At 74.3% G+C, this 19,840-nt stretch carries 23 protein-coding genes; 17 read left to right on the plus strand and 6 right to left on the minus strand.

Features of this window, described 5'->3' with window-relative positions; genetic code table 11:
• Positions 1 to 23 precede the first annotated feature (23 nt).
• From D4B81_RS04010 to D4B81_RS04090, 17 genes are all read left to right on the plus strand, one after another.
• A complete protein-coding gene (locus D4B81_RS04010; RefSeq protein WP_122261417.1) occupies positions 24 to 1,214 on the plus strand; it encodes an acetoin utilization protein AcuC in 1,191 nt (396 codons plus the stop codon).
• Positions 1,215 to 1,461: 247 nt separating this feature from the next.
• Positions 1,462 to 1,662 carry a helix-turn-helix domain-containing protein gene (locus D4B81_RS04015; protein WP_122261208.1) on the plus strand — a complete coding sequence of 67 codons (201 nt, stop codon included), beginning with the start codon at positions 1,462 to 1,464 and terminating at the stop codon, positions 1,660 to 1,662.
• A gap of 161 nt (positions 1,663 to 1,823) precedes the next feature.
• Positions 1,824 to 1,922, plus strand: a complete 99-nt coding sequence (locus tag D4B81_RS04020) for a 30S ribosomal protein bS22 (protein WP_003792170.1) — start codon at positions 1,824 to 1,826, stop codon at positions 1,920 to 1,922.
• Positions 1,923 to 2,031: 109 nt separating this feature from the next.
• The gene (locus D4B81_RS04025; RefSeq protein ID WP_122261209.1) at positions 2,032 to 2,325 is read left to right on the plus strand and encodes a glutaredoxin family protein; all 294 of its coding nucleotides are present in this window, start codon (positions 2,032 to 2,034) and stop codon (positions 2,323 to 2,325) included.
• 154 nt (positions 2,326 to 2,479) lie between these two features.
• Positions 2,480 to 3,148 (plus strand): redox-sensing transcriptional repressor Rex, encoded by a 669-nt coding sequence (locus D4B81_RS04030; RefSeq protein ID WP_122261210.1) that lies wholly within the window; start codon positions 2,480 to 2,482, stop codon positions 3,146 to 3,148.
• The gene (locus tag D4B81_RS04035; RefSeq protein ID WP_122261211.1) at positions 3,145 to 4,479 is read left to right on the plus strand and encodes a glutamyl-tRNA reductase; all 1,335 of its coding nucleotides are present in this window, start codon (positions 3,145 to 3,147) and stop codon (positions 4,477 to 4,479) included. Before D4B81_RS04030 ends, D4B81_RS04035 begins: the two co-directional genes overlap by 4 nt.
• Complete coding sequence (gene hemC, locus D4B81_RS04040; RefSeq protein WP_122261212.1) at positions 4,476 to 5,405, plus strand: hydroxymethylbilane synthase; 930 nt, start codon at positions 4,476 to 4,478, stop codon at positions 5,403 to 5,405. Before D4B81_RS04035 ends, hemC begins: the two co-directional genes overlap by 4 nt.
• A gap of 2 nt (positions 5,406 to 5,407) precedes the next feature.
• Positions 5,408 to 7,072, plus strand: a complete 1,665-nt coding sequence (locus D4B81_RS04045) for a bifunctional uroporphyrinogen-III C-methyltransferase/uroporphyrinogen-III synthase (RefSeq protein WP_097188487.1) — start codon at positions 5,408 to 5,410, stop codon at positions 7,070 to 7,072.
• Positions 7,069 to 8,109: a porphobilinogen synthase gene (gene hemB / locus D4B81_RS04050; protein ID WP_122261213.1), complete on the plus strand. Its 1,041-nt coding sequence runs from the start codon at positions 7,069 to 7,071 to the stop codon at positions 8,107 to 8,109. The genes D4B81_RS04045 and hemB overlap by 4 nt, the downstream gene beginning before the upstream one ends.
• Positions 8,106 to 8,603, plus strand: a complete 498-nt coding sequence (locus D4B81_RS04055) for a MarR family winged helix-turn-helix transcriptional regulator (protein ID WP_237565804.1) — start codon at positions 8,106 to 8,108, stop codon at positions 8,601 to 8,603. The genes hemB and D4B81_RS04055 overlap by 4 nt, the downstream gene beginning before the upstream one ends.
• A 70-nt stretch (positions 8,604 to 8,673) precedes the next feature.
• Positions 8,674 to 10,008, plus strand: coding sequence for a glutamate-1-semialdehyde 2,1-aminomutase (hemL, locus tag D4B81_RS04060; RefSeq protein ID WP_122261214.1), 1,335 nt, complete (start codon positions 8,674 to 8,676; stop codon positions 10,006 to 10,008).
• Positions 10,009 to 10,079: 71 nt separating this feature from the next.
• Complete coding sequence (locus D4B81_RS04065) at positions 10,080 to 10,835, plus strand: histidine phosphatase family protein (protein WP_122261215.1); 756 nt, start codon at positions 10,080 to 10,082, stop codon at positions 10,833 to 10,835.
• Positions 10,832 to 11,437 carry a TlpA family protein disulfide reductase gene (locus tag D4B81_RS04070; RefSeq protein WP_237565805.1) on the plus strand — a complete coding sequence of 202 codons (606 nt, stop codon included), beginning with the start codon at positions 10,832 to 10,834 and terminating at the stop codon, positions 11,435 to 11,437. Before D4B81_RS04065 ends, D4B81_RS04070 begins: the two co-directional genes overlap by 4 nt.
• A complete protein-coding gene (locus tag D4B81_RS04075; protein ID WP_122261216.1) occupies positions 11,434 to 12,168 on the plus strand; it encodes a cytochrome c biogenesis CcdA family protein in 735 nt (244 codons plus the stop codon). Before D4B81_RS04070 ends, D4B81_RS04075 begins: the two co-directional genes overlap by 4 nt.
• Positions 12,168 to 13,877 carry a cytochrome c biogenesis protein ResB gene (resB, locus tag D4B81_RS04080; RefSeq protein WP_122261217.1) on the plus strand — a complete coding sequence of 570 codons (1,710 nt, stop codon included), beginning with the start codon at positions 12,168 to 12,170 and terminating at the stop codon, positions 13,875 to 13,877. The genes D4B81_RS04075 and resB overlap by 1 nt, the downstream gene beginning before the upstream one ends.
• The gene (ccsB, locus tag D4B81_RS04085; RefSeq protein ID WP_122261218.1) at positions 13,874 to 14,896 is read left to right on the plus strand and encodes a c-type cytochrome biogenesis protein CcsB; all 1,023 of its coding nucleotides are present in this window, start codon (positions 13,874 to 13,876) and stop codon (positions 14,894 to 14,896) included. The genes resB and ccsB overlap by 4 nt, the downstream gene beginning before the upstream one ends.
• Complete coding sequence (locus tag D4B81_RS04090; protein ID WP_097188494.1) at positions 14,893 to 15,168, plus strand: DUF4229 domain-containing protein; 276 nt, start codon at positions 14,893 to 14,895, stop codon at positions 15,166 to 15,168. The genes ccsB and D4B81_RS04090 overlap by 4 nt, the downstream gene beginning before the upstream one ends.
• A 48-nt stretch (positions 15,169 to 15,216) precedes the next feature.
• Here the strand turns inward: D4B81_RS04090 and D4B81_RS04095 are convergent, their stop codons facing one another.
• From D4B81_RS04095 to D4B81_RS04120, 6 genes are all read right to left on the minus strand, one after another.
• A complete protein-coding gene (locus tag D4B81_RS04095) occupies positions 15,217 to 16,116 on the minus strand; it encodes a 1,4-dihydroxy-2-naphthoate polyprenyltransferase (protein WP_122261219.1) in 900 nt (299 codons plus the stop codon).
• Between the two features lie 10 nt (positions 16,117 to 16,126).
• Entirely contained in the window at positions 16,127 to 16,402 is a 276-nt protein-coding gene (locus D4B81_RS04100) for a PLDc N-terminal domain-containing protein (RefSeq protein ID WP_122261220.1), read from the minus strand.
• Positions 16,403 to 16,435: 33 nt separating this feature from the next.
• Positions 16,436 to 17,548, minus strand: a complete 1,113-nt coding sequence (gene menE / locus D4B81_RS04105) for an o-succinylbenzoate--CoA ligase (protein ID WP_122261221.1) — start codon at positions 17,546 to 17,548, stop codon at positions 16,436 to 16,438.
• Positions 17,545 to 18,198, minus strand: coding sequence for a hypothetical protein (locus D4B81_RS04110; protein ID WP_122261222.1), 654 nt, complete (start codon positions 18,196 to 18,198; stop codon positions 17,545 to 17,547). The genes menE and D4B81_RS04110 overlap by 4 nt, the downstream gene beginning before the upstream one ends.
• A 165-nt stretch (positions 18,199 to 18,363) precedes the next feature.
• On the minus strand, positions 18,364 to 19,299 hold the full coding sequence (locus D4B81_RS04115; protein ID WP_122261223.1) for a 1,4-dihydroxy-2-naphthoyl-CoA synthase: 936 nt from the start codon (positions 19,297 to 19,299) through the stop codon (positions 18,364 to 18,366).
• 29 nt (positions 19,300 to 19,328) lie between these two features.
• The gene (locus D4B81_RS04120) at positions 19,329 to 19,748 is read right to left on the minus strand and encodes a VOC family protein (RefSeq protein ID WP_122261420.1); all 420 of its coding nucleotides are present in this window, start codon (positions 19,746 to 19,748) and stop codon (positions 19,329 to 19,331) included.
• Positions 19,749 to 19,840 lie beyond the last annotated feature (92 nt).

Consider the following 19,840-nt stretch of genomic DNA (forward strand, 5'->3'; position numbering starts at 1 on the left):
CGGCGGTGGACTACCGTGAGGCCATGACCGGTTCCTGGGTGATGTGGGACGACCGCTGCACCACGTACGACTTCGGGCCCGGCCACCCGATGCACCCGAGCCGGCTCGACCTGACCTACCGGCTCTCCCGGTCCCTGGGCCTCCTCGACCACGACGACGTCACGGTGGCCTCCTTCCCGGTGGCGACCGACGAGCAGCTCCTCACCGTCCACACCCCCGAGCTGGTCGCCGCGGTTCGGGCCGCCTCGCTCGACCCGCGCGGAGCCACCGGCCGCCACGGTGTCGGGACGGACGACACCCCCGCCTTCGCCGGGATGCACGAGGCCTCCGCCCTGGCGGTGGGCGCGACGGTCACCGCCTGCGAGGCGGTGTGGGACGGGCGGGCGCGGCACGCCGTCAACATCGCCGGCGGCCTGCACCACGCGATGCCCGACGCCGCCAGCGGGTTCTGCGTCTACAACGACATCAGCGTCGGCATCCGACGGCTGCTCGAGCTGGGGGCCCGGCGGGTGGCCTACATCGACCTCGACGTCCACCACGGCGACGGGGTGGAGCGTTCGTTCTGGGACGACGAGCGCGTCCTGACGGTCTCCGTCCACGAGACCGGGCGGGCGCTCTTCCCCGGCACCGGCTTCCCGGCCGACACCGGCGGCCCGCGGGCCCGGGACAGCGCGGTCAACGTCGCCCTGCCTCCCGGCACCGGTGACGAGGGCTGGCTGCGGGCCTTCGCCGCCGTCGTGCCCGCCGTCGTGCGAGCCTTCCGCCCCGACGTCATCGTCAGCCAGCACGGCTGCGACTCCCACTTCTCCGACCCCCTCGCCCACCTGGCGGTGTCGACCGACGCGATCGCGGTCTCGCAGGGCTGGGTGCGCGACCTGGCCCTGTCCAGCACCGCCCAGGGTCGCTGGGTCGCTCTCGGGGGTGGCGGGTACGAGCTGGTCGGCGTCGTGCCGCGCGCCTGGACCCACCTCGTCGGCGTCGTGACGGGGCGGCCGGTCGACGTGACCACGGTCGTGCCCGAGGAGTGGCGCCGTCACGTGGAGCAGACCTACGGGCGCACGCCCCCCACGGCCATGGGCGACCGCGACGGCCGGCCGATCCGCTACGGCGAGTGGTCCGAGGGTTACCACCCCGAGGACCCGGTCGACTCGGCGATCATGGCGACCCGTCGGGCGGTCTTCCCCGGCTGGGGGCTCGACCCCTACTTCGACTGAGCCCGCCCCTCCGCGGCCCTGACCGGCCCGCCCGGGCGCGCCACATGGCATACCCCTCTGTCGCCCCCGCACCACGCTCCCCTCGCGTCGCGTCTGTCCCAGTCGGCGTGTCGCGCTGGACAAATCTCCCGTCACGACTTTCGCAACGACCACTTCTGCCCCTAGTGTTGGCCCGACACCCAGATACGTGGCGGCGGTCCGGAGGGGAAGCCGAGCCCGCAGCCACCCAGAAGAGACGAGACGTCCTATGGCAGAAGAGCGCCAGCTCGGCGAGATGACGTTCATGACGGTGGCCGAGGTGGCCGCGGTGATGCGCGTATCGAAGATGACCGTGTACCGGCTGGTGCACTCGGGCGAGCTCCCTGCAGTCCGGGTCGGACGTTCCTTCCGGGTCCCGGAGAAGGCCGTCCACGCCTACCTCCAGGAGTCCTACCACGGGACCGCCTGAGGCGGACGCTGCGAGGCCGCACCGCAGCGCGTGGGTTTGGGGCCGCCGCCGCGGGCACGGTAGTCTGGCGCGATCCGTCGTGCGTGGAAGACGTGGCAGCGAAGGCCGCGCCCTGCGCGACACGCTGGCATGACCCTGACCGACGAGAAGAAGGACAGCCGATGGGCTCTGTGATCAAGAAGCGCCGCAAGCGGATGGCGAAGAAGAAGCACCGCAAGCTGCTGCGCAAGACGCGTCACCAGCGTCGCAACAAGAAGTGACCGGCTGACGCCGCACCGAACGTCCGGAGGGCGCCACCCCACAGGGGTGGTGCCCTCTCTCGTCCCGTGCCCCCCTCCGGTCCCGGGGTGCGGTGGCAGGATCGGGCGTATGACGTGGTGGCGCCGCACCCCTGTGCGCGTGGTGATCTGGTCGCGCGCCGGGTGCCACCTGTGCGCGGAGATGGAGGCCACCGTGCGCGCCGTGGCCGGGTCGCGCCGGACGCCGCCGGTCGAGGTGGTGGTGCGCGACCTGGACGAGGCCGGCCGGGACGACCCCGGGCTCCTGGCGCGACTGTCGACCCTCGTCCCCGTGCTGGAGGTGGACGGGGTGCAGGTCGCCCGATGGAGCGTCGAGGAGGCCACCGTGCGCGCGGCCCTGCGCGGCCGCCCGCCCCCTGGGTAGCTGTGACCGGACGGTAGAGCGCCCGACCGGTCGGCGTTTTGGTTCCGGGGCGGGTTCGCCCCTAGAGTGAAGGGGTCCGTGCCGACCATGTGCGTAGGTCTGATATAAGGCCCCACGGTCGGCACTTCCACCCGAGAGGAGCCGGTGCGCCGTGATGGCCGAGTCCCCCCGACGCGGAGTGCCCGAGGCCACCGTCGGACGGCTCCCCGGCTACCTGCGAGCCCTCACCGGGCTCGCGGAACGCGGACGGTCGTCGGTCTCCAGCGACGAGCTCGCCGAGCTCACCGGGGTGCGCGGCGCACAGGTCCGCAAGGACCTCTCCAGCCTCGGCTCGCACGGCGTCCGCGGGGTCGGCTACGACGTGACGCGCCTCTCCGACCAGATCGCCGCCGAGCTGGGGCTGCTCGAGGAGCGACCGGTCGTCATCGTCGGCATCGGCAACCTGGGCCGCGCGCTGGCGTCCTACTCGGGCCTGGCCACCCGCGGCTTCCGGGTCGCGGCGCTGCTGGACGTCGACCCCGAGGTCGTCGGCACCGAGGTGGACGGCCTGGTGGTTGGCCCTCTCGGTGACCTCGGCGCGCTCGCCGAGCTCCTCTCGCCCGTCGCCGTCGGCGTGATCGCCACCCCGGGCGCGGCCGCCCAGGACGTCGCCGACCTGCTCGTGGAGCACGGGGTCCGCTCGATCCTCACCTTCGCGCCCGTCGTGCTGCGGCTCCCGGACGCGGTGCACGTCCGCGCCGTCGACCTCGCCTCCGAGCTGCAGATCCTCGCCTTCCACGAGCACCAGCGCGAGCTCGCCGGTGCGGGGGAGGACGTGGGATGAGCGTCCTCGTCGTCGGCCTGAGCCACCGCTCCGCCCCCATGGAGCTGCTCGAGCGGGCCGCGCTGGGGGACGAGGGCGCCCGCGACCTCGCCGGTCGCGTGCAGGAGGCGGGCCACGTCGACGAGTCGCTGGTCCTCTCGACCTGCAACCGGCTCGAGGTCGTCGTCGACGCGAGCACCTTCCACGGTGCGCTCAGCGAGATCGGCGAGGTGATGTGCGCGGTCACCGGGCTCACCCGCGACGAGCTGACCCCCCACCTCTACGTCCACTACGACGAGCGCGCGGTCTCCCACCTCTTCTCCGTGGCCTGCGGGCTGGAGTCGATGGCGGTGGGGGAGAGCCAGATCCTGGGTCAGCTGCGCGCGGCGCTCTCCGAGGGCCAGCGCGACGGACGGGTCGGCCCCGCCCTCAACCCCCTGCTCCAGCAGGCCCTGCGCGTCGGCAAGCGCGCGCACGCCGAGACCTCGATCGACCACGTCTCGCGCTCCCTCGTCGGGACCGGCCTGGACCGCGCGGCCACGGTGCTGCCCGACCTGCGGCAGGCCCGCGTCGTCGTGGTCGGCGCCGGCGCGATGTCCGGCCTCGCCGTCGCGACCCTCGTCCGGGAGGGCGTCGTCGACGTCACCGTCGTCAACCGCACCCGCGGGCGCGCCGACCGTCTCGCCGCACGGCACGACGTGCGCGCGGCGGACTGGGTCGAGCTCGACCGGCTGGTCGGCTCCGCGGACCTCGTCCTCACCTGCACGGGGGCCGTGGGGCACGTCGTCGACGCCGGCTGGCTGGCCCGGGCCCGTTCCGAGCAGGGCCGCTCCGGCGCCCCCCTCGTGCTGCTCGACCTCGCCCTGCCCCGCGACGTCGCCCCGGACGTGACCTCGCTGCGCGGCGTGCACCTGTGGGGGCTGGCCGACCTGCAGGAGGTGCTCGGCGCGTCCCCGACCGCCGACCTCGACGCCCCCGTGGCCGCGGTGCGCGACCTGGTCACCGGCGAGGTCGCGGTCTACCTCACCGAGCAGCGCTCGGCCCAGCTCGGACCCACCCTGGCCGCCCTGCGCGTCCAGGCCGGTCGCGTCGTGGACGCCGAGATGGCCCGGCTCGACCAGCGACTTCCGCACCTGCCCGAGGACGAGCGCGCCCAGGTCCGTCAGACGCTGCAGCGGGTCGTCGACAAGCTGATCCACACGCCGACGGTGCGCGCCAAGCAGCTGCAGGCCGACCGGGACAACCTGCCCGGTGACTACGGCCAGGCGCTGCGGGAGCTGTTCGACCTCGACCCCCACGAGGTCGCCGTCGTCTCCACGCCGCCCCCCTCCGGCCCGGGAGGTATGCCGTGACCGGCACCGCCGCACCCCGCCCCCTGCGGCTCGGCACCCGGGCCAGCGCGCTGGCCACCAGCCAGTCCGGCTGGGTCGCCGACCGGCTGCGGGCCGCGGGCCACGAGGTCGAGCTCGTGCACGTGCGGACCGAGGGCGACGTCTCGCGGGCCAGCCTCACCGAGATCGGCGGCACCGGGGTGTTCGCCTCCGCGTTGCGGGACGCCTTGCGCCGCAACGAGATCGACCTGGCGGTGCACTCGCTCAAGGACCTGCCCACCGCCCCCGAACCGGGGCTGGTCGTGGCGGCGGTGCCCGAGCGCGAGGATCCTCGCGACGTCGTCGTGGCCCGGGACGGCCTCACCCTCGCCGACCTGCCGGCCGGTGCCGTGGTCGGCACCGGGTCGCCTCGCCGGGCCGCCCAGCTCGCCGAGCTCCGTCCCGACCTCACCGTCCGGGACATCCGCGGCAACGTGGACACCCGCATCGGTTACGTCCGCGCCGGCCAGCTCGACGCGGTCGTCCTGGCCCGGGCCGGCCTGGCCCGCCTCGACCGCCTCGACGACGCCACCGACGTCCTGCCGCTCGACGCCATGCTCCCCGCCCCGGGGCAGGGCGCGCTGGCCGTGGAGTGCCGGGACGACGACGCGGCGCTGCGGACCGCACTGGCCGACGCGCTCGAGCACCCCCCCACCCGGGCCGCCGTCGACGCCGAGCGCGCCGTCCTCGCGGCTCTCGGGGCCGGCTGCACGGCACCGGTCGCGGCCCTCGCCGAGCCGGTGGACCCGCCGGCGCTCTCCCTCACCGTCTTCGTGGCGCTCGGGCCCGTGCCCCTGCGCCACGTCACGACCGGGTTCGACCCGGTCGGGCTCGGGCACAGCGCAGCCGAGCACCTGCTGTCACGTCTCGACCCCGTCGACACGGGGTCTCACACCACCGGAGCATGACCATGAGCACCGACGCCGCCGCACTCCCCACCGCCTCCCTGCCCGAGCAGGCCGATGCCGCGAGGGTGGCGTTCGTCGGTGCCGGCCCGGGTGACCCCGGACTCCTCACGGTCCGGGCCCGCGACTATCTCGCCGCGGCCGACGTCGTGGTGCTGGACACCCTCCACCGGTCCGAGCAGCTCGCGCCCTGGGTGCGCGAGGACGCCGAGTTCGTGCTGGCCGCGCCCCAGGTCGCGGGGGGGAAGGCGCTGAGCGAGACGGCCCGGGCCAAGCTGCTCGTCCGCACGGCCAGCCGCTTCCCGGCCCCGTCCCACCTCGTGGTCCGGCTGATGGACGGCGACCCGAGCGCGTTCAGCGGGCTCGCCGCGGAAGCGCTCGCCTGCCGGCACGCGGGCGTGCCGTTCGAGATCGTCCCGGGTGTGAGCACGGCCTGGTCCGTGCCCGTCTACGCCGGGGTGCCGCTGAGCGCTCACGAGGGGAGCGGGGAGCTGCACATGGTCACCGCCGGCGACCCGAGCGTGGACTGGGGCCTGTCGGTGCGCGAGGACATCACGGTCGTGGTGCTGGGATGCGGGGCGGACCTGGAACGGGCGCTGCGCGGCCTCGCGGAGGCGGGCCGGCCGGGTACCAGCCCCGTGGCGCTGACCGAGCACGGCACCACCGTCACCCAGCACACCAGCGTGCAGACCCTCGACGAGGCGATCATCGCCCTGGCCGCGGGCACCTCCGACTGCCCCGAGGCCTCCGTCGCGGTCGTCGGGCCGCAGGTCGAGCTGCGTGCCGAGCTCAGCTGGTACGAGACCAAGCCGCTGTTCGGCTGGTCCGTCCTCGTGCCGCGCACCAAGGACCAGGCCGGCCCGATGACCGAGCGCATCGCCGCCTACGGCGCCACCTCCTCGGTGGTGCCGACGATCAGCGTCGAGCCGCCGCGCACCCCGCAGCAGATGGACCGCGCCATCAAGGGCATGGTGACCGGCCGCTACGAGTGGATCGGGTTCACCTCGGTCAACGCGGTCAGGGCCGTCCGGGAGAAGTTCGAGGCCCTCGGCCTCGACGCCCGCGCCTTCGCCGGCCTGAAGATCGCCGCCGTGGGCGGCGTCACCGCGCAGGCGCTGCGCGACTGGGGCCTGACACCCGACCTCGTGCCCGGCGGCGAGCAGTCCGCGGTGGGCCTGCTGCAGGACTGGCCGCCCTACGACGACCTGCTCGACCCGATCAACCGGGTCTTCCTGCCGCGCGCCGACATCGCGACCGACACGCTGATCGCCGGCCTGCAGGAGATGGGCTGGGAGGTCGACGACGTGACCGCCTACCGCACCGTCCGGGCCGCCCCGCCAGCCGCTCCGGTGCGCGAGGCGATCAAGAGCGGCGCTTTCGACGCCGTCTGCTTCACCAGCTCCTCGACGGTGCGCAACCTCGTCGGCATCGCCGGCAAGCCGAGCCCGAGCACCGTCGTGGCCTGCATCGGACCGGCCACCGCCCGGACCGCCGAGGAGCACGGCCTGCGCGTGGACGTCGTCGCGCCCGAGCCGAGCGGCGAGGCGCTCGTCGACGCCCTCGCCTCTCACGCCCGCGTGCTCGCCGCGCGGGCCCAGGCGGAGGACGAGCCTGTCCTGCGACCCAGCCAGCGCCGCACCCCGGTGCGTCGCAACCGCACCAAGCGGTGAGCGCCCCGGACGACCCCGGCCGCCGCGCCGGCCGGGTCGGCACCGCATACCCGTTCCCGCACGAGCGGCCCCGGCGACTGCGGGGCACGGCCGCGCTGCGCCGGCTCGTGGCGCAGACCCGCCTCGACCCCGCCGACCTCGTGCTCCCCGTGTTCGTGCGGGACGGCATCGACGCACCGCAGCCGGTGAGCTCGATGCCGGGCGTGCTGCAGCACACGCCCGACAGCCTGGTGGCCGCGGCCCGGGAGGCCGTCGACCTCGGCGTCGGCGGGCTGATGGTCTTCGGGGTGCCGCGCGAGCAGGACAAGGACGCCGCCGGGTCGTGCGGTCTGCGTCCGGACGGCGTGCTCAACGCGGCACTGCGTCGGTTGCGGGACGAGCTCGGCGACGACACCGTCCTGATGAGCGACCTGTGCCTCGACGAGTTCACCGACCACGGCCACTGCGGCGTGCTCGACGGGCGGGGGCGGGTCGACAACGACGCCACCCTCGAGGTGTATGCGGAGATGGCCGTCGCCCAGGCCCGCGCCGGTGCGCACGTGGTCGGGCCCAGCGGGATGATGGACGGCCAGGTCCGCGTGGTGCGGGAGGCGCTGGACGGCGCCGGTCACCAGGACGTGGCCGTGCTCGCCTACACCGCGAAGTACGCGTCGGCGGCCTACGGCCCGTTCCGTGAGGCGGTGGCCTCCACGCTGCGCGGCGACCGCAAGGCCTACCAGCAGGACCCGGCCAACCGCACCGAGAGCCTGCGCGAGCTGCGGCTGGACCTGGAGGAGGGGGCCGACCTGGTGATGGTCAAGCCCGCGCTGCCCTACCTCGACGTGCTCTCCGACGTGGCGGCCGCGGCGGACGTGCCGGTCGCGGCCTACCAGGTGAGCGGGGAGTACGCCATGATCGAGGCTGCGGCCGCGCAGGGCTGGGTGGACCGGGACCGGATGGTGCTGGAGACCCTCACCTCGATCCGGCGGGCCGGAGCACAGGTGGTGCTGACCTACTACGCGACCCACGTCGCCCGGCTGCTGGGAGGCCCCTGTTGAGCGATGCACCGCACGGGCCCGGCACGCGCTGGCTCGAGGAGGAGGAGCAGCACGCCTGGCGGGCGATCCTGCGCGCCGGACACCTGGTGCGGGTCGGCATGGAGGAGGCCCTGGGCGCGCACGACGTGAGCTTCGGGGAGTACGAGCTGCTCTCGATGCTGTCCGAGGCGCCGGGCCGGAGGATGCGGATGGCTGCCCTGGCCGATCTCATCGTCCAGTCGCGCAGCCGGGTGAGCCACACCGCCAGCCGGCTGGAGCGCCGGGGCTGGGTGCGTCGGGCGCCGGCGCCGCAGGACGGGCGCGGCGTCATGCTCCTGCTCACCGACGAGGGCCGTGGTGTGCTCGAGAAGCTGGCCCCGGTGCACGTCGAGAGCGTCCGCCGCGGTCTGCTCGACCACCTCAGCCGTGAGGAGCTGGTGGCCTACGGCGAGGTGATGAGCCGGGTGGTGCGCGCCACCCGGGCCAGCAGCGAGCAGGCCAGCGACGCCGTCTGACCTCGCCCGACGGCGCCCGACGGCTCCCGACGGTGCCCGACGGCGCCGGTGGCCGTGGCAGGGTTGGGGCATGACCAGCCCCCTCACCGACCCTCCCGTGCCGTCCGCCGCCGACGCGCCGCACTCGGCCGCCCTGCTCGAGCGGGCCAGGAGGGTGATCCCCGGCGGGGTGAACTCCCCGGTGCGGGCGTTCCGGTCCGTGGGCGGGACGCCGCGGTTCATGGTGCGCGGCCTGGGCCCGTGGCTGTGGGACGCCGACGGCGAGAGGTACGTCGACCTCGTCTGCTCGTGGGGGCCGATGATCCTGGGCCACGGCGACGCGGACGTGCTGCGCGCGGTCGCCGAGGCGGCCGCCTCCGGCTTCTCCTTCGGGATGCCGACCGAGCGTGAGGTGCTGCTCGCGGAGGAGCTCGTGTCCCGCGTGGGGCCGGTCGAGCAGGTGCGGCTCGTCAGCTCGGGGACGGAGGCGACGATGAGCGCCATCCGCCTGGCGCGCGGGTTCACCGGGCGCTCGGTGGTCGTCAAGTTCGCCGGCTGCTACCACGGCCACGTGGACGCGCTGCTCGCGTCCGCCGGGTCGGGGGTGGCGACCTTCGGCCTGCCCGACTCGCCGGGTGTCCCGGCGAGCGCGGCGGGGGAGACGATCGTGCTGCCCTACAACGACCTCGCGGCGCTGGAGGCGGTGTTCGCCGAGCGCGGTGACCAGATCGCGGCCGTGATCACCGAGGCGGCGGCGGGCAACATGGGGGTGGTGCCGCCCGCACCCGGTTTCACCGACGGCCTGCGGCGCGTCACCGCACGCCACGGGGCGCTGCTGGTCAGCGACGAGGTGATGACGGGGTTCCGGTGCTCGCCGTCGGGGTGGCTGGGGCTCGAGGGGGTGCCCGGGAGCGGGGCCCCGGACCTGTTCACCTTCGGCAAGGTGATGGGCGGGGGGTTCCCGGCGGCGGCCTTCGGCGGCCGCGCCGACGTCATGGCGATGCTCGCGCCGGAGGGGCCGGTCTACCAGGCGGGCACCCTGTCCGGGAACCCGGTCGCCGCAGCCGCGGGGCTGACGACGCTGCAGAAGTGCACCGACGAGGTGTACGCCCGCCTCGGGACCGTGGCGGCCACGCTGGCCGGTGCCGTCGAGGAGTCCTTCACGCGCCACGGCATACCGCACCGGGTGCAGTGGGCCGGCTCGATGTTCAGCGTGTTCTTCCGCGAGGGGGAGGTGGTGGACTACGACGACGCGAGGGACCAGGACGTCGAGCGCTTCGGGCGGTTCTTCCACGCGATGCTGCGCCGTGGTGTCCACCTGCCGCCGAGCTGCTTCGAGTCGTGGTTCGTCTCGGTCGCCCACGACGACGAGGCCCTCGAGCACGCCGTGCGTGCGATCGCCGGGAGCGCCGCCGAGATCGCCTGAGCCCGGTGGCGCGTCGTGCCGGACCGCGACTGGTCAGGAGGCGCTCAGCCTCGCGTGGGAGAATCACGCGCATGTCCCAGCACGCCGGTGAGGCCGACGTCGCGCGCGCGTCCGAGAGCCCGCGCGCGGACGCCGACGCCCCGGCGCCGCGCACCCTGCACGACGGCAACCCCGTCACCCTGGTCCACGTCGTGCGGCACGGCGAGGTCCACAACCCGCAGCGGATCCTGTACGGCCGCCTCCCCGGCTACTCCCTCTCCGAGCTCGGGGGACGGATGGCGCAGGCCGCTGCCGAGGCCCTGGCCGACCGGGACGTCGTCCACGTCGTCTCCTCCCCCCTCGACCGTGCTCGGCAGACGGCCGCGCCGATCGCCGCCGCCCACGGTCTGCCCGTCGGGACCGACGAGCGGCTGACCGAGTCCACCAACCGGTTCGAGGGGCTCACCCCGGGCCGTGGAGCCGGTGCCTTCTGGCGGCCCGAGCACTGGCCCTCCTACGTCAACCCCCTCACCCCGTCATGGGGTGAGCCCTACTCGCAGATCGCCGCCCGCATGCAGGCCGCCCTCGCGAGCGCCCGGGAGGCGGCCAGCGGTCACGAGGCCGTCCTGGTCAGCCACCAGCTGCCGATCTGGACGCTGCGCCGCTCGCTCGAGGGTCGCCGGCTCTGGCACCACCCCCGTCGGCGCCGGTGCACCCTCGCCTCGGTCACCAGCGTGCTCTTCCACGGCAGCCACCCCGTCCGGGTCACCTACACCGAGCCGGCCGCGCACCTGCTGGCCGGTGCCCTCGACGTCACCGGCGTCTCGACCGAGCGGATCGAGGGGTGAGCGTGCCCGTCCGGGTCCTCGCCGCCGCCGCCCTGGCCACCCTCCTCCTCGCCGGGTGCTCCGACGGCGGCACGAGCATCAACGACCAGATGCGCCAGGGTGACCAGAAGGGCTACGTCGCCGGTGACGGCACGATCGAGGCCCTGGCCCCGGAGCAGCGCGACACCACCATCAGCCTCGCGGGCACCACCCTGGAGGAGGACCCCTGGAGCTCCGCCGACCACGCCGGCGAGGTGGTCGTGGTCAACGTCTGGGGCTCCTGGTGCGGTCCTTGCGTCGCCGAGGCGCCCGACCTCGAGCAGGTCGCCACCGACCTGCAGGAGGCCGGCGAGCCCGTGCAGTTCGTCGGGGTCAACGTCCGGGACACGGTCGCCAACGCGCTCGCCTTCCAGAAGGTGCACGAGGTGCCCTACCCCTCCCTCCAGGACGACGGCGGCCGCACCCTGTCCCAGCTGCAGGGCCTGGCCACCGCTCGGCCCACGACGATGGTCCTCGACGGCCAGGGCCGGCTGGCCGCCCGCGTCAACGGGCAGGTCGACGCCAGCACCCTGCGCGGCCTCGTCGACGACGTCCTCGCCGACGAGCCCGGGGCCGCCGGGTGAACCAGCTCGTCCTCGACGGCCCGCTCCTGCTCGCCGCCGCCGTCGCCGCGCTCGCCGGGCTGGTCAGCTTCGCCTCGCCCTGCGTGCTCCCGCTCGTGCCGGGCTTCCTCGGCTACGTCGGCGGTATGACGTCAGCCGGGTCCTCCTCCCGCGCCCGCCTCGTCCTGGGGTCGGGGCTGTTCGTCGCCGGGTTCACCGCCGTGTTCCTGGCCATGAGCGTCGTCATCTCCGGCCTCGGCCTGGCGCTCACCGAGCACCAGGGCACCCTGCTGCGGGTCGCCGGGCTCGTGGTCCTCGCGCTGGGGGTCTTCATGCTCGTGCAGCCGACCGCGTCGTGGCAGGTGCGCTGGCGGCCCGCCGCCGGGCTGGCCGGCGCCCCGCTGCTGGGCGTCGCCTTCGGCCTCGGCTTCAGCGCCTGCACCGGCCCCGCGCTCGTGGCCATCCAGACCCTGGGCACCTCGATCCTGCCGGGGCAGGACCAGGTGGGGCGGGCGCTCGTGCTCGGCACCGCCTACTCCCTCGGGCTGGGCGTCCCCTTCCTGCTCATCGCCGCCGGGCTCGGCTGGGTCAGCCGCGCCTCCCGCCTGGTCCGCGACCACTACGTCACCGTGCAGCGGGTCGGCGGTGCGCTGCTGGTGGCCCTCGGCCTGCTCATGGTCAGCGGGGTGTGGGCCGGTCTGACCGCCTGGGTCCAGGCCAGCCTCGTCAGCGGCTTCGAGACGGTGCTGTGATGTCCGCCCGCCTGCCCACCGACGAGCAGCGGATCGAGCCCGCCTACCCCAAGGACCGCACGACGATCGGCGGCCCCCGCCTCGGCCTCGTCGGCTGGGTGCGCTGGACGTGGCGCCAGCTCACGAGCATGCGCACCGCGCTGTTCCTGCTCCTGCTCCTGGCCCTCGCGGCGATCCCCGGGTCGATCTTCCCGCAGCGCGGCGTGGACGCGGCCCGCGTGCGCAGCTACGCCGAGGACAACCCTGACCTCGCGCCGTGGCTGGACCGGCTGGGGATGTTCGACGTCTACGCCTCGCCGTGGTTCGCCTCCATCTACCTCCTGCTCATGGTCAGCCTGGTGGGCTGCATCATCCCCCGCACGCGGCAGCACGTGGAGGCGATCCGCGCCCAGCCTCCCCGCACCCCCCGGCGGCTCGAGCGCCTGCCGGTGCATCGCCATACCCGCCTCGACGCGACGCCGCAGGACACCCTCGCGGCCGCCCGCGCCACCCTCGCCGGGCGCCGCTTCCGGCTGCGCCCCGAGGAGGACGGCGCCCTGGTCGTGGCCGCGGAGAAGGGTTACCTCAAGGAGAGCGGCAACATCCTCTTCCACGTGGCGATCCTCGGTGTCATCGTCTCGGTGGGCGCCGGGCACCTGCTCGGGTGGCGCGGGGAGATCATCGTCAAGGAGGGGGAGACCTTCACCAGCGGCGCGGGCAGCTTCGACACGCTGCGCCTCGGCCCCCTCGTCGACGAGCGTGACATCCCGGTGTTCTCCCTGCGCCTGGACGACCTCGACGTGCAGTTCGAGAGCGAGGCGCAGGGCGCGCAGTTCGGGCAGCCGCGCGTCTTCCGCGGGATCGCCACGATCCAGCGCGGCGACGGGCCGGCGCTCGGTGACGAGTTCGCGGTCAACCAGCCGCTGCAGGTCGACTCCACCTCGATCTACCTCCTCGGCAACGGCTACGCCCCCGTGGTCACCGTGCGCGACGGGGCCGGCGAGATCGTCTTCCAGGACGCGGTGACCTTCCTGCCGCAGGACAACACCTACTCCTCCTCCGGGGCGGTCAAGGTCACCGGGACCGAGCCCAACCTGGGCTTCGTCGGCGGTTTCTTCCCGACCTTCGCCGCCGACCCGGTGCTGGGCATGACCTCCTCCTTCCCCGACCTCGTCGACCCGGCGCTCGTCCTGACCGCGTTCGAGGGCGACCTGTTCCCGGAGGGGCGCCCGCAGTCGGTCTTCTCGATCGAGACCGAGGGCCTGGAGCAGCTCATGCAGGACGAGGACCCCGACACCCCCTTCAGCGTCGCCCTGCGCCCCGGGCAGTCGGTCGAGCTGCCGGGCGGTCGCGGCTCCATCGAGATGGAGTCGGTCATCCGCTGGGGCGGGCTGCTCGTGCGTCACGACCCCGGCCGCCTGCCCGCGCTCGTCTTCTCCGGGCTCGCCCTGGCGGGGCTGGTCCTCATGCTGGGGGTGCGGCGGCGCCGCGTCTTCGTGCGCGTCGATCCCGGGTATTCCGTGCCGCCGGCGGGAGCGGGCGGCACCCCCGCAGGTGGGGACGGGGCACCCGGGGAGGCGCGGCATACTGGGATCACCGTCGCCGGGCTGGCGAAGGGGACCGACCCCGGGATGGACGAGCTGGTCGAGGAGATCCTCGCGCAGGTCGCCGTCGCCGTCGGGGACCCGCACGCCACCGGAGCCGACACGACAGAGAAGGACAGGCTATGACCGACCCCACCCTGGCGCTCGCCTCGGACTACGCGGTGTGGACCGCGATCGTCGTGCTGGCGCTCGCCCTGCTGGCCTTCTGCGTGCACCTGGCCGTCACCGGCTCGGCGCGGGAGCGGCGCGCCGACAGGCTGGTCCGCGAGCGGGAGCGGGTGGGGGCCGCCGTCGGCGGTGCCGACCCCGCAGACCGCGCCGGGGCCGACGACGTGCTCGGGGACCACGGGCGCGCCCACCCCACCCGGGAGGCGGACGCCCGGACCGGCACCCCCTCGCGCCGGTGGGGGGTGGTCGGTCTGCAGCTGACCTGGCTGGCGACGTTCGCGGTGCTAGGCGGCACGGTGCTGCGGGCCCTCTCGGTCTCGCGCGCACCGCTGGGCAACATGTACGAGTTCGCGCTCGGCACCGTCAGCTTCGCCCTCGTCATCTACTCCGTCTGGGCGCTGCGCAAGGACCGCCTGTGGCTGGGGGCGTTCGTCGTCGGGCCGGCCCTGGTCATCCTGGGCGCAGCGAAGCTGTCGTGGTACACCGAGGCCTCGCAGCTGATGCCGGCGCTCGACAACATCTGGCTCGTCATCCACGTGACGATCGCCGTGCTGGCGACGGCGCTGTTCGTCATCGGTGCGGCGCTGGCGGTCGCCTACCTGCTGCGGGACCGGGCCGAGCGCCGCGGTGAGGTGAGCGGCTGGCTGTCCGCGCTGCCCCGCGCCACCGCCCTGGAGCGGATGACCTACGGGATGCACATCGTGGCGTTCCCGCTGTGGACGTTCACGGTCATCGCCGGCGCGATCTGGGCGGAGCAGGCGTGGGGGCGCTACTGGGGCTGGGACCCGAAGGAGACGTGGAGCTTCGTCATCTGGGTGGTCTACGCCGCCTACCTGCACGCGCGGGCGACCACCGGGTGGTCCACCCGGCAGGCGACCTGGGTGGCGCTCGTCGGCTTCGTCTGCCTGATCCTCAACTACACGGCGGTCAACCTGCTGATGACCGGCCTGCACAGCTACTCGGGGGTGAGCACGTGATCGCGTTCCGCTACACCGTCATGCGGCTGATGATCTTCGGCGGCTTCCTCGCGCTGCTCTCCCTGCTGCGGGTGCCGATGATCTGGGCGGCCGTGGGCGCCGCCCTGCTGTCGATGGTGGTGTCCTACTTCCTGCTGGCCCGCGACCGCGAGGCCATCGCCGCCGGGATCGAGCGCCGGGTGGAGGACCGCATCGCCCGCCGCCGCGCCCAGGTCGACGCCGGGCGGACCGCCGAGGAGGACGAGGACGCCGAGATCGACGGCCGCGCCTGACCGGCGCACGTGCAGCGATCCCTCACGCCCGCGCCCGCAGGCCTCGGCTCAGAGGATCCCGGGCACCCCGAGGACGGGGGAGAGCGCGAGCCCGAGGCTCAGCGCCACGGCAAACCCCAGCTGCAGGACCCCCGTGCGGGCGAGCGCGGGGAGCAGCTCGCGGCCGTAGGTCTCACCGCGGACGATCCGCAGCGGCCGGAGCGCGAGGGGTGCCGCGAGCAGGGCGAGCAGCGCGCTCGGGTGGGCGAGGGCGGCGACGAGCACCATGACGAAGGCGCCCACGACCAGCCCGGTGTAGAGCTGACGGGTCCGCCCGAACCCCAGCCGCACCGCCAGCGTCCGCTTGTCCACGGCCCGGTCGCTCTCGAGGTCGCGCAGGTTGTTGGTGACGAGGATCGCGCACGGGAGGAGGCCGCAGGCGACGGCGCCCGCGACCGTCGCCAGGTCGATCCGGTGCGCCTGGGTCCACGTCGTCCCGAGGACGGCGACGAGCCCGAAGAAGACGAAGACCATCACCTCGCCGAGGCCCCGGTAGCCGTAGGGGTTCTTCCCCCCCGTGTAGTGCCACGCGGCCCAGAGGGCGGCGAGACCGACGATGAGCAGCAGCCAGGTCTCGGCCAGCGCCACGAGCGCCAGGCCGGCGACCGAGGCACCGAAGAAGCAGGTGAACGCCGCCGTCCGCACGTTGGCGGGGTCGGCCAGCCGCTGCCCGACGAGGCGTACCGGCCCGACGCGGTCCTCGTCGGTGCCGCGGATCCCGTCGGAGTAGTCGTTGGCGTAGTTGACGCCCACCTGGAAGCCGAGGGCGACGATCAGGGCGAGGAGGGCGAGGGCGAGGTCGGCGCCGCCCAGGGCGTGGGCGGAGGCGGTGCCGACCAGGACGGGGGCGACGGCGGCCGGGAGCGTGCGGGGTCGCGCTCCCTCGATCCACTGGGCGAGGGTTGCCAATCGGTGTCCTTCACAGACCCTTGAGGAAGTCCGGGTCGTCGTCGGGCCCGAGCGGTCCGCGGGGCGGTCCGCCCCGTCGCCGCCCGTTGAGGATCAGGTCGAGGATGCCGTTCGGCCGCCCGGCGATCAGCCACACCGCCCCGCCCACGAGGGGGAAGAGCAGGATCATGACGATCCACAGCGGCTTGGGCAGCCCGCGGACCTCGTGCTCGTCGGTCTGGACCGCGTCCACGACGCAGTAGATCGTGAAGGCGAGCACCGCGACGGCGGCGATCACACGGGGCACGGGACGCACCTCCTGCGGCGGGGACTGAACGTCCTATTCTGCCACCGCTTCCGGGGCGCCATCGACAGCGGCGCCCGCCAGGAGGGACCGGGCGCCCGACCGGTCCGGTTTTCCCGAGGGCAGGAGGGGTATGCCGTCGCGCCAGAGGACCTGCCGAGGCAGGGCGTGCGGGGGCAGGGTGCCGGCGAGGGCGGCGCGCAGGCCGTCCGGGGAGGGTGCCGACGTCCCGGCCCGGACGAGGAGCGCGGCGACGCGCTGACCCCACTCGGGGTCCGGCAGTCCGACGACCAGCGCGTCGTGCACCTCCGGGAGGCGGCGCAGCGCGGTCTCGACGTCCCGCGGCTCGACCTTGTGGCCGCCGGTGACGATGACGTCGTCGAGGCGCCCGAGGACGGTGAGGCGACCGTCGCGCCATACCCCCCGGTCGTCGGTGCGGAACCACCGCGTCCCGTCGGCGTCGGTGACGAAGCGCTCCGGCGTGAGGTCGGGGCGACCGGCGTACCCGGCCGCCACCACGGGCCCGCCGAGGGAGATCCGGCCGTCGGTGGTGCCCACGTGGACCCGGACGCCGGGCAGCGGCACCCCGTCGTAGACGCAGCCGCCGCAGGTCTCGCTCATGCCGTAGGTGGTGACCACCCGCACGCCGGCCTCGCGGGCACGGGCGAGCAGGGCGGGGTCGGCGGCCGCGCCGCCGAGGAGGACCGTGACCCGGCGCAGGGCCTGCGTCCCCTCGGGGTCGTCGAGGAGACGGACGAGCTGGGTGGGCACCAGGGAGGTCAGGCGCGGACCGTCGCCCGGCCCGAGCTCCGCCACGGCGGCGGCGAAGAGGGCGGGGCGGAACGGCATACCCGGGTCGAGCGCGACGGGCTCGGTGCCGGCGAGGACGGAGCGGGCGAGCACCTGCAGGCCTGCGACGTGGTGGGTCGGCAGGGCGAGCACCCAGCGACCGTGGCCGCCCACCACCCGGGCGGTCGCCTCGCCCGAGGCGCGGAGGGCGGGGCCGGGCAGACGCACGCGCTTGGGCGTGCCGGAGGACCCGGAGGTCTCGACGACGACGGCGTCCGGGCCGTCCCCGTCGAGGACGGAGCGCAGGAGCGGCGCGAGGTCGGCCCAGGTGGCACCGGCGGGGACGGGGTGGTCGGTCACCGCTCCGCGGGCTGGAAGGACCTGTCGAGGTCGACGTACCACGTGCCGTCGATCCGCGTCAGGGTGATGACCTCCTCGCCGAGCGCGTCCTGGAACAGCTCGGAGAGGTTGTCCTTGTCGACGGTGGCGGTGTCGCCGTCGACCTCGGCGCCGCTGATCTGCATGGCCTCGAGGATCGCGATCTGCTCCTCGGAGTCCAGCCCCTGCGCCTCCACGTCGGCCGACATGGCCGCGGGCAGGATCTGCCGGCACTGCTCGAGGTCGGTCTCGACCTCCACCATGGGGGTCTCGGGGTCGGTGAAGGAGATGAGGAGGTCGCACGCCTCCGGCTCGGCCAGGACGGAGGCGACGAAGAACTCCTTGGCGACGTCCGCCGCGGCCTGCCCGTCCGCGCCGCCCTCGACGTCCCCGGGGGCGGTGCTGGTGACGGCGGCGTCGTCGGCGGGCGGGGCGGCCGTCTCGGTGGTCGAGGCGCTGTCGCTCGTCGCGGCGGTGTCGGCGGGCGGGGCGGCCGGCTCGGTTGTCCCGGTCGCGGCGTCGGCGTCGGAGGTGGCCGTGGCGGTCGGGGCCTCGACGACCTCGCCCCCGTCGTCGCAGGCGGTCAGCAGCAGCACCGGCACAGCCAGCGTGGCGGCGAGGGCGCGTCGCATGAGATGAGGTCCTTCCCCGGGCGGATCAGTCGTGGACGAACAGTCAGTGTCGCACGCGGGGCAGCGGGGCCCCCACCGGAGCGCGTCGTGCCCGGCCGCTGGCGACGCGTCCACCGGCGCCGGCGCGTCGAGCCGGCACGAGCAGCGCGTCGTCCCGCCGACGGGTCAGAAGTACCAGGGGAAGGGGCTCCAGTCGGGGTCGCGCTTCTCCAGGAACGCCTCCTTGCCCTCGACGGCCTCGTCGGTCATGTAGGCCAGCCGGGTCGCCTCCCCGGCGAACACCTGCTGCCCCATCAGCCCGTCGTCGGTGAGGTTGAACGCGAACTTCAGCATCCGCTGGGCCGTCGGGCTCTTGCCGAGGATCTCGCGGGCGACCTGCACCGACTCGGTCTCCAGCTCGGCGTGCTCGGCGACGATGTTGACCGCGCCCATCCGCTGCATGGTCTCCGCGTCGTAGGCGCGGCCGAGGAAGAAGATCTCCCGCGCGACCTTCTGCCCCACCTGCTTGGCGAGGTAGGCCGAGCCGTAGCCCGCGTCGAAGGACCCCACGTCGGCGTCGGTCTGCTTGAACCGCGCGTGCTCCCGCGAGGCGATCGTCAGGTCGCACACCACGTGGAGGCTGTGCCCGCCCCCGGCCGCCCAGCCGCTCACGACCGCGACGACGACCTTCGGCATGGTGCGGATCAGCCGCTGGACCTCGAGGATGTGCAGCCGTCCGCCCTCGGCCCTGACCCGAGCAGGGTCGACGGTGTCCACCGTCTCGCCCGCGGCGTACTGGTAGCCGCTCCGCCCCCGGATGCGCTGGTCGCCGCCGGAGCAGAACGCCCAGCCGCCGTCCTTGGGCGAGGGGCCGTTGCCGGTGAGCAGCACGACGCCGACGTCCGGGGTCTGGCGCGCGTGGTCGAGCGTGCGGTAGAGCTCGTCGACGGTGTGCGGCCGGAAGGCGTTGCGCACCTCGGGCCGGTCGAACGCGATCCGCACGCACCCCAGCTCGACGTGCCGGTGGTAGGTGATGTCGACGAGGTCCGCGAACCCCTCGACCTCCCGCCACTGCGTCGGGTCGAAAGGGTCGTTCGCCGCGGACGCGGTCTGCTCGCTCACCCGGTCAGACTAGGGGAGCGGGTATGCCGTCAGCTGTCGCGGCTGGACAGCACGCAGAACTCGTTGCCCTCGGGGTCGGCGAGCACCGTCCAGGTCACCTGCTCGGGGTCCTGGCCGACGTCGACCCTGGTCGCGCCGAGGTCGAGCAGGCGCTGGATCTCGGCGTCGCGGTCCTGCGAGGAGTGCGGGGCGAGGTCGATGTGCAGGCGGTTCTTGAGGGTCTTGCCCTCCGGGACGGGGACGAAGACGAGGCCCTGTCCACGCCTCATCCACGTCTCGAGGTCCCTCACCGGTCCCTCCTCGTGCTCCTCCAGCGCGTGCCGCGGTACCGCGACCGCCTCCTCCGCGGTGTCGTGGACGACGACCCAGTCCAGGGCCTCCGCCCACCAGCGGGCCTGCGCCTGGGCGTCCCGGCAGTCGACGACGATCGTGTACCACTTCAGTGCCATGACGCCCACCATGCCGCAGCCGCGCCCGCGCCGCACCCGGCCGGGACGTCGTCGCGGACAGCAGCGGTCCGCGACCCCCACGACCACCCCCC

Origin of the sequence: Ornithinimicrobium cerasi (genome assembly GCF_003702705.1) — a bacterium.
Lineage (GTDB): Bacteria > Actinomycetota > Actinomycetes > Actinomycetales > Dermatophilaceae > Ornithinicoccus > Ornithinicoccus cerasi.

What these genes read in the sequence shown, in the direction of transcription:
- D4B81_RS04010 (WP_122261417.1), top strand. Translation starts at nt 24, where the DNA reads ATGACCGGTTCCTGGGTGATGTGGGACGACCGCTGCACCACGTACGAC.
- D4B81_RS04015 (WP_122261208.1), top strand. Translation starts at nt 1,462, where the DNA reads ATGGCAGAAGAGCGCCAGCTCGGCGAGATGACGTTCATGACGGTGGCC.
- D4B81_RS04020 (WP_003792170.1), top strand. Translation starts at nt 1,824, where the DNA reads ATGGGCTCTGTGATCAAGAAGCGCCGCAAGCGGATGGCGAAGAAGAAG.
- D4B81_RS04025 (WP_122261209.1), top strand. Translation starts at nt 2,032, where the DNA reads ATGACGTGGTGGCGCCGCACCCCTGTGCGCGTGGTGATCTGGTCGCGC.
- D4B81_RS04030 (WP_122261210.1), top strand. Translation starts at nt 2,480, where the DNA reads ATGGCCGAGTCCCCCCGACGCGGAGTGCCCGAGGCCACCGTCGGACGG.
- D4B81_RS04035 (WP_122261211.1), top strand. Translation starts at nt 3,145, where the DNA reads ATGAGCGTCCTCGTCGTCGGCCTGAGCCACCGCTCCGCCCCCATGGAG.
- D4B81_RS04045 (WP_097188487.1), top strand. Translation starts at nt 5,408, where the DNA reads ATGAGCACCGACGCCGCCGCACTCCCCACCGCCTCCCTGCCCGAGCAG.
- hemL (WP_122261214.1), top strand. Translation starts at nt 8,674, where the DNA reads ATGACCAGCCCCCTCACCGACCCTCCCGTGCCGTCCGCCGCCGACGCG.
- D4B81_RS04065 (WP_122261215.1), top strand. Translation starts at nt 10,080, where the DNA reads ATGTCCCAGCACGCCGGTGAGGCCGACGTCGCGCGCGCGTCCGAGAGC.
- resB (WP_122261217.1), top strand. Translation starts at nt 12,168, where the DNA reads ATGTCCGCCCGCCTGCCCACCGACGAGCAGCGGATCGAGCCCGCCTAC.
- ccsB (WP_122261218.1), top strand. Translation starts at nt 13,874, where the DNA reads ATGACCGACCCCACCCTGGCGCTCGCCTCGGACTACGCGGTGTGGACC.
- D4B81_RS04110 (WP_122261222.1), bottom strand. Translation starts at nt 18,198, where the DNA reads ATGCGACGCGCCCTCGCCGCCACGCTGGCTGTGCCGGTGCTGCTGCTG.
- D4B81_RS04120 (WP_122261420.1), bottom strand. Translation starts at nt 19,748, where the DNA reads ATGGCACTGAAGTGGTACACGATCGTCGTCGACTGCCGGGACGCCCAG.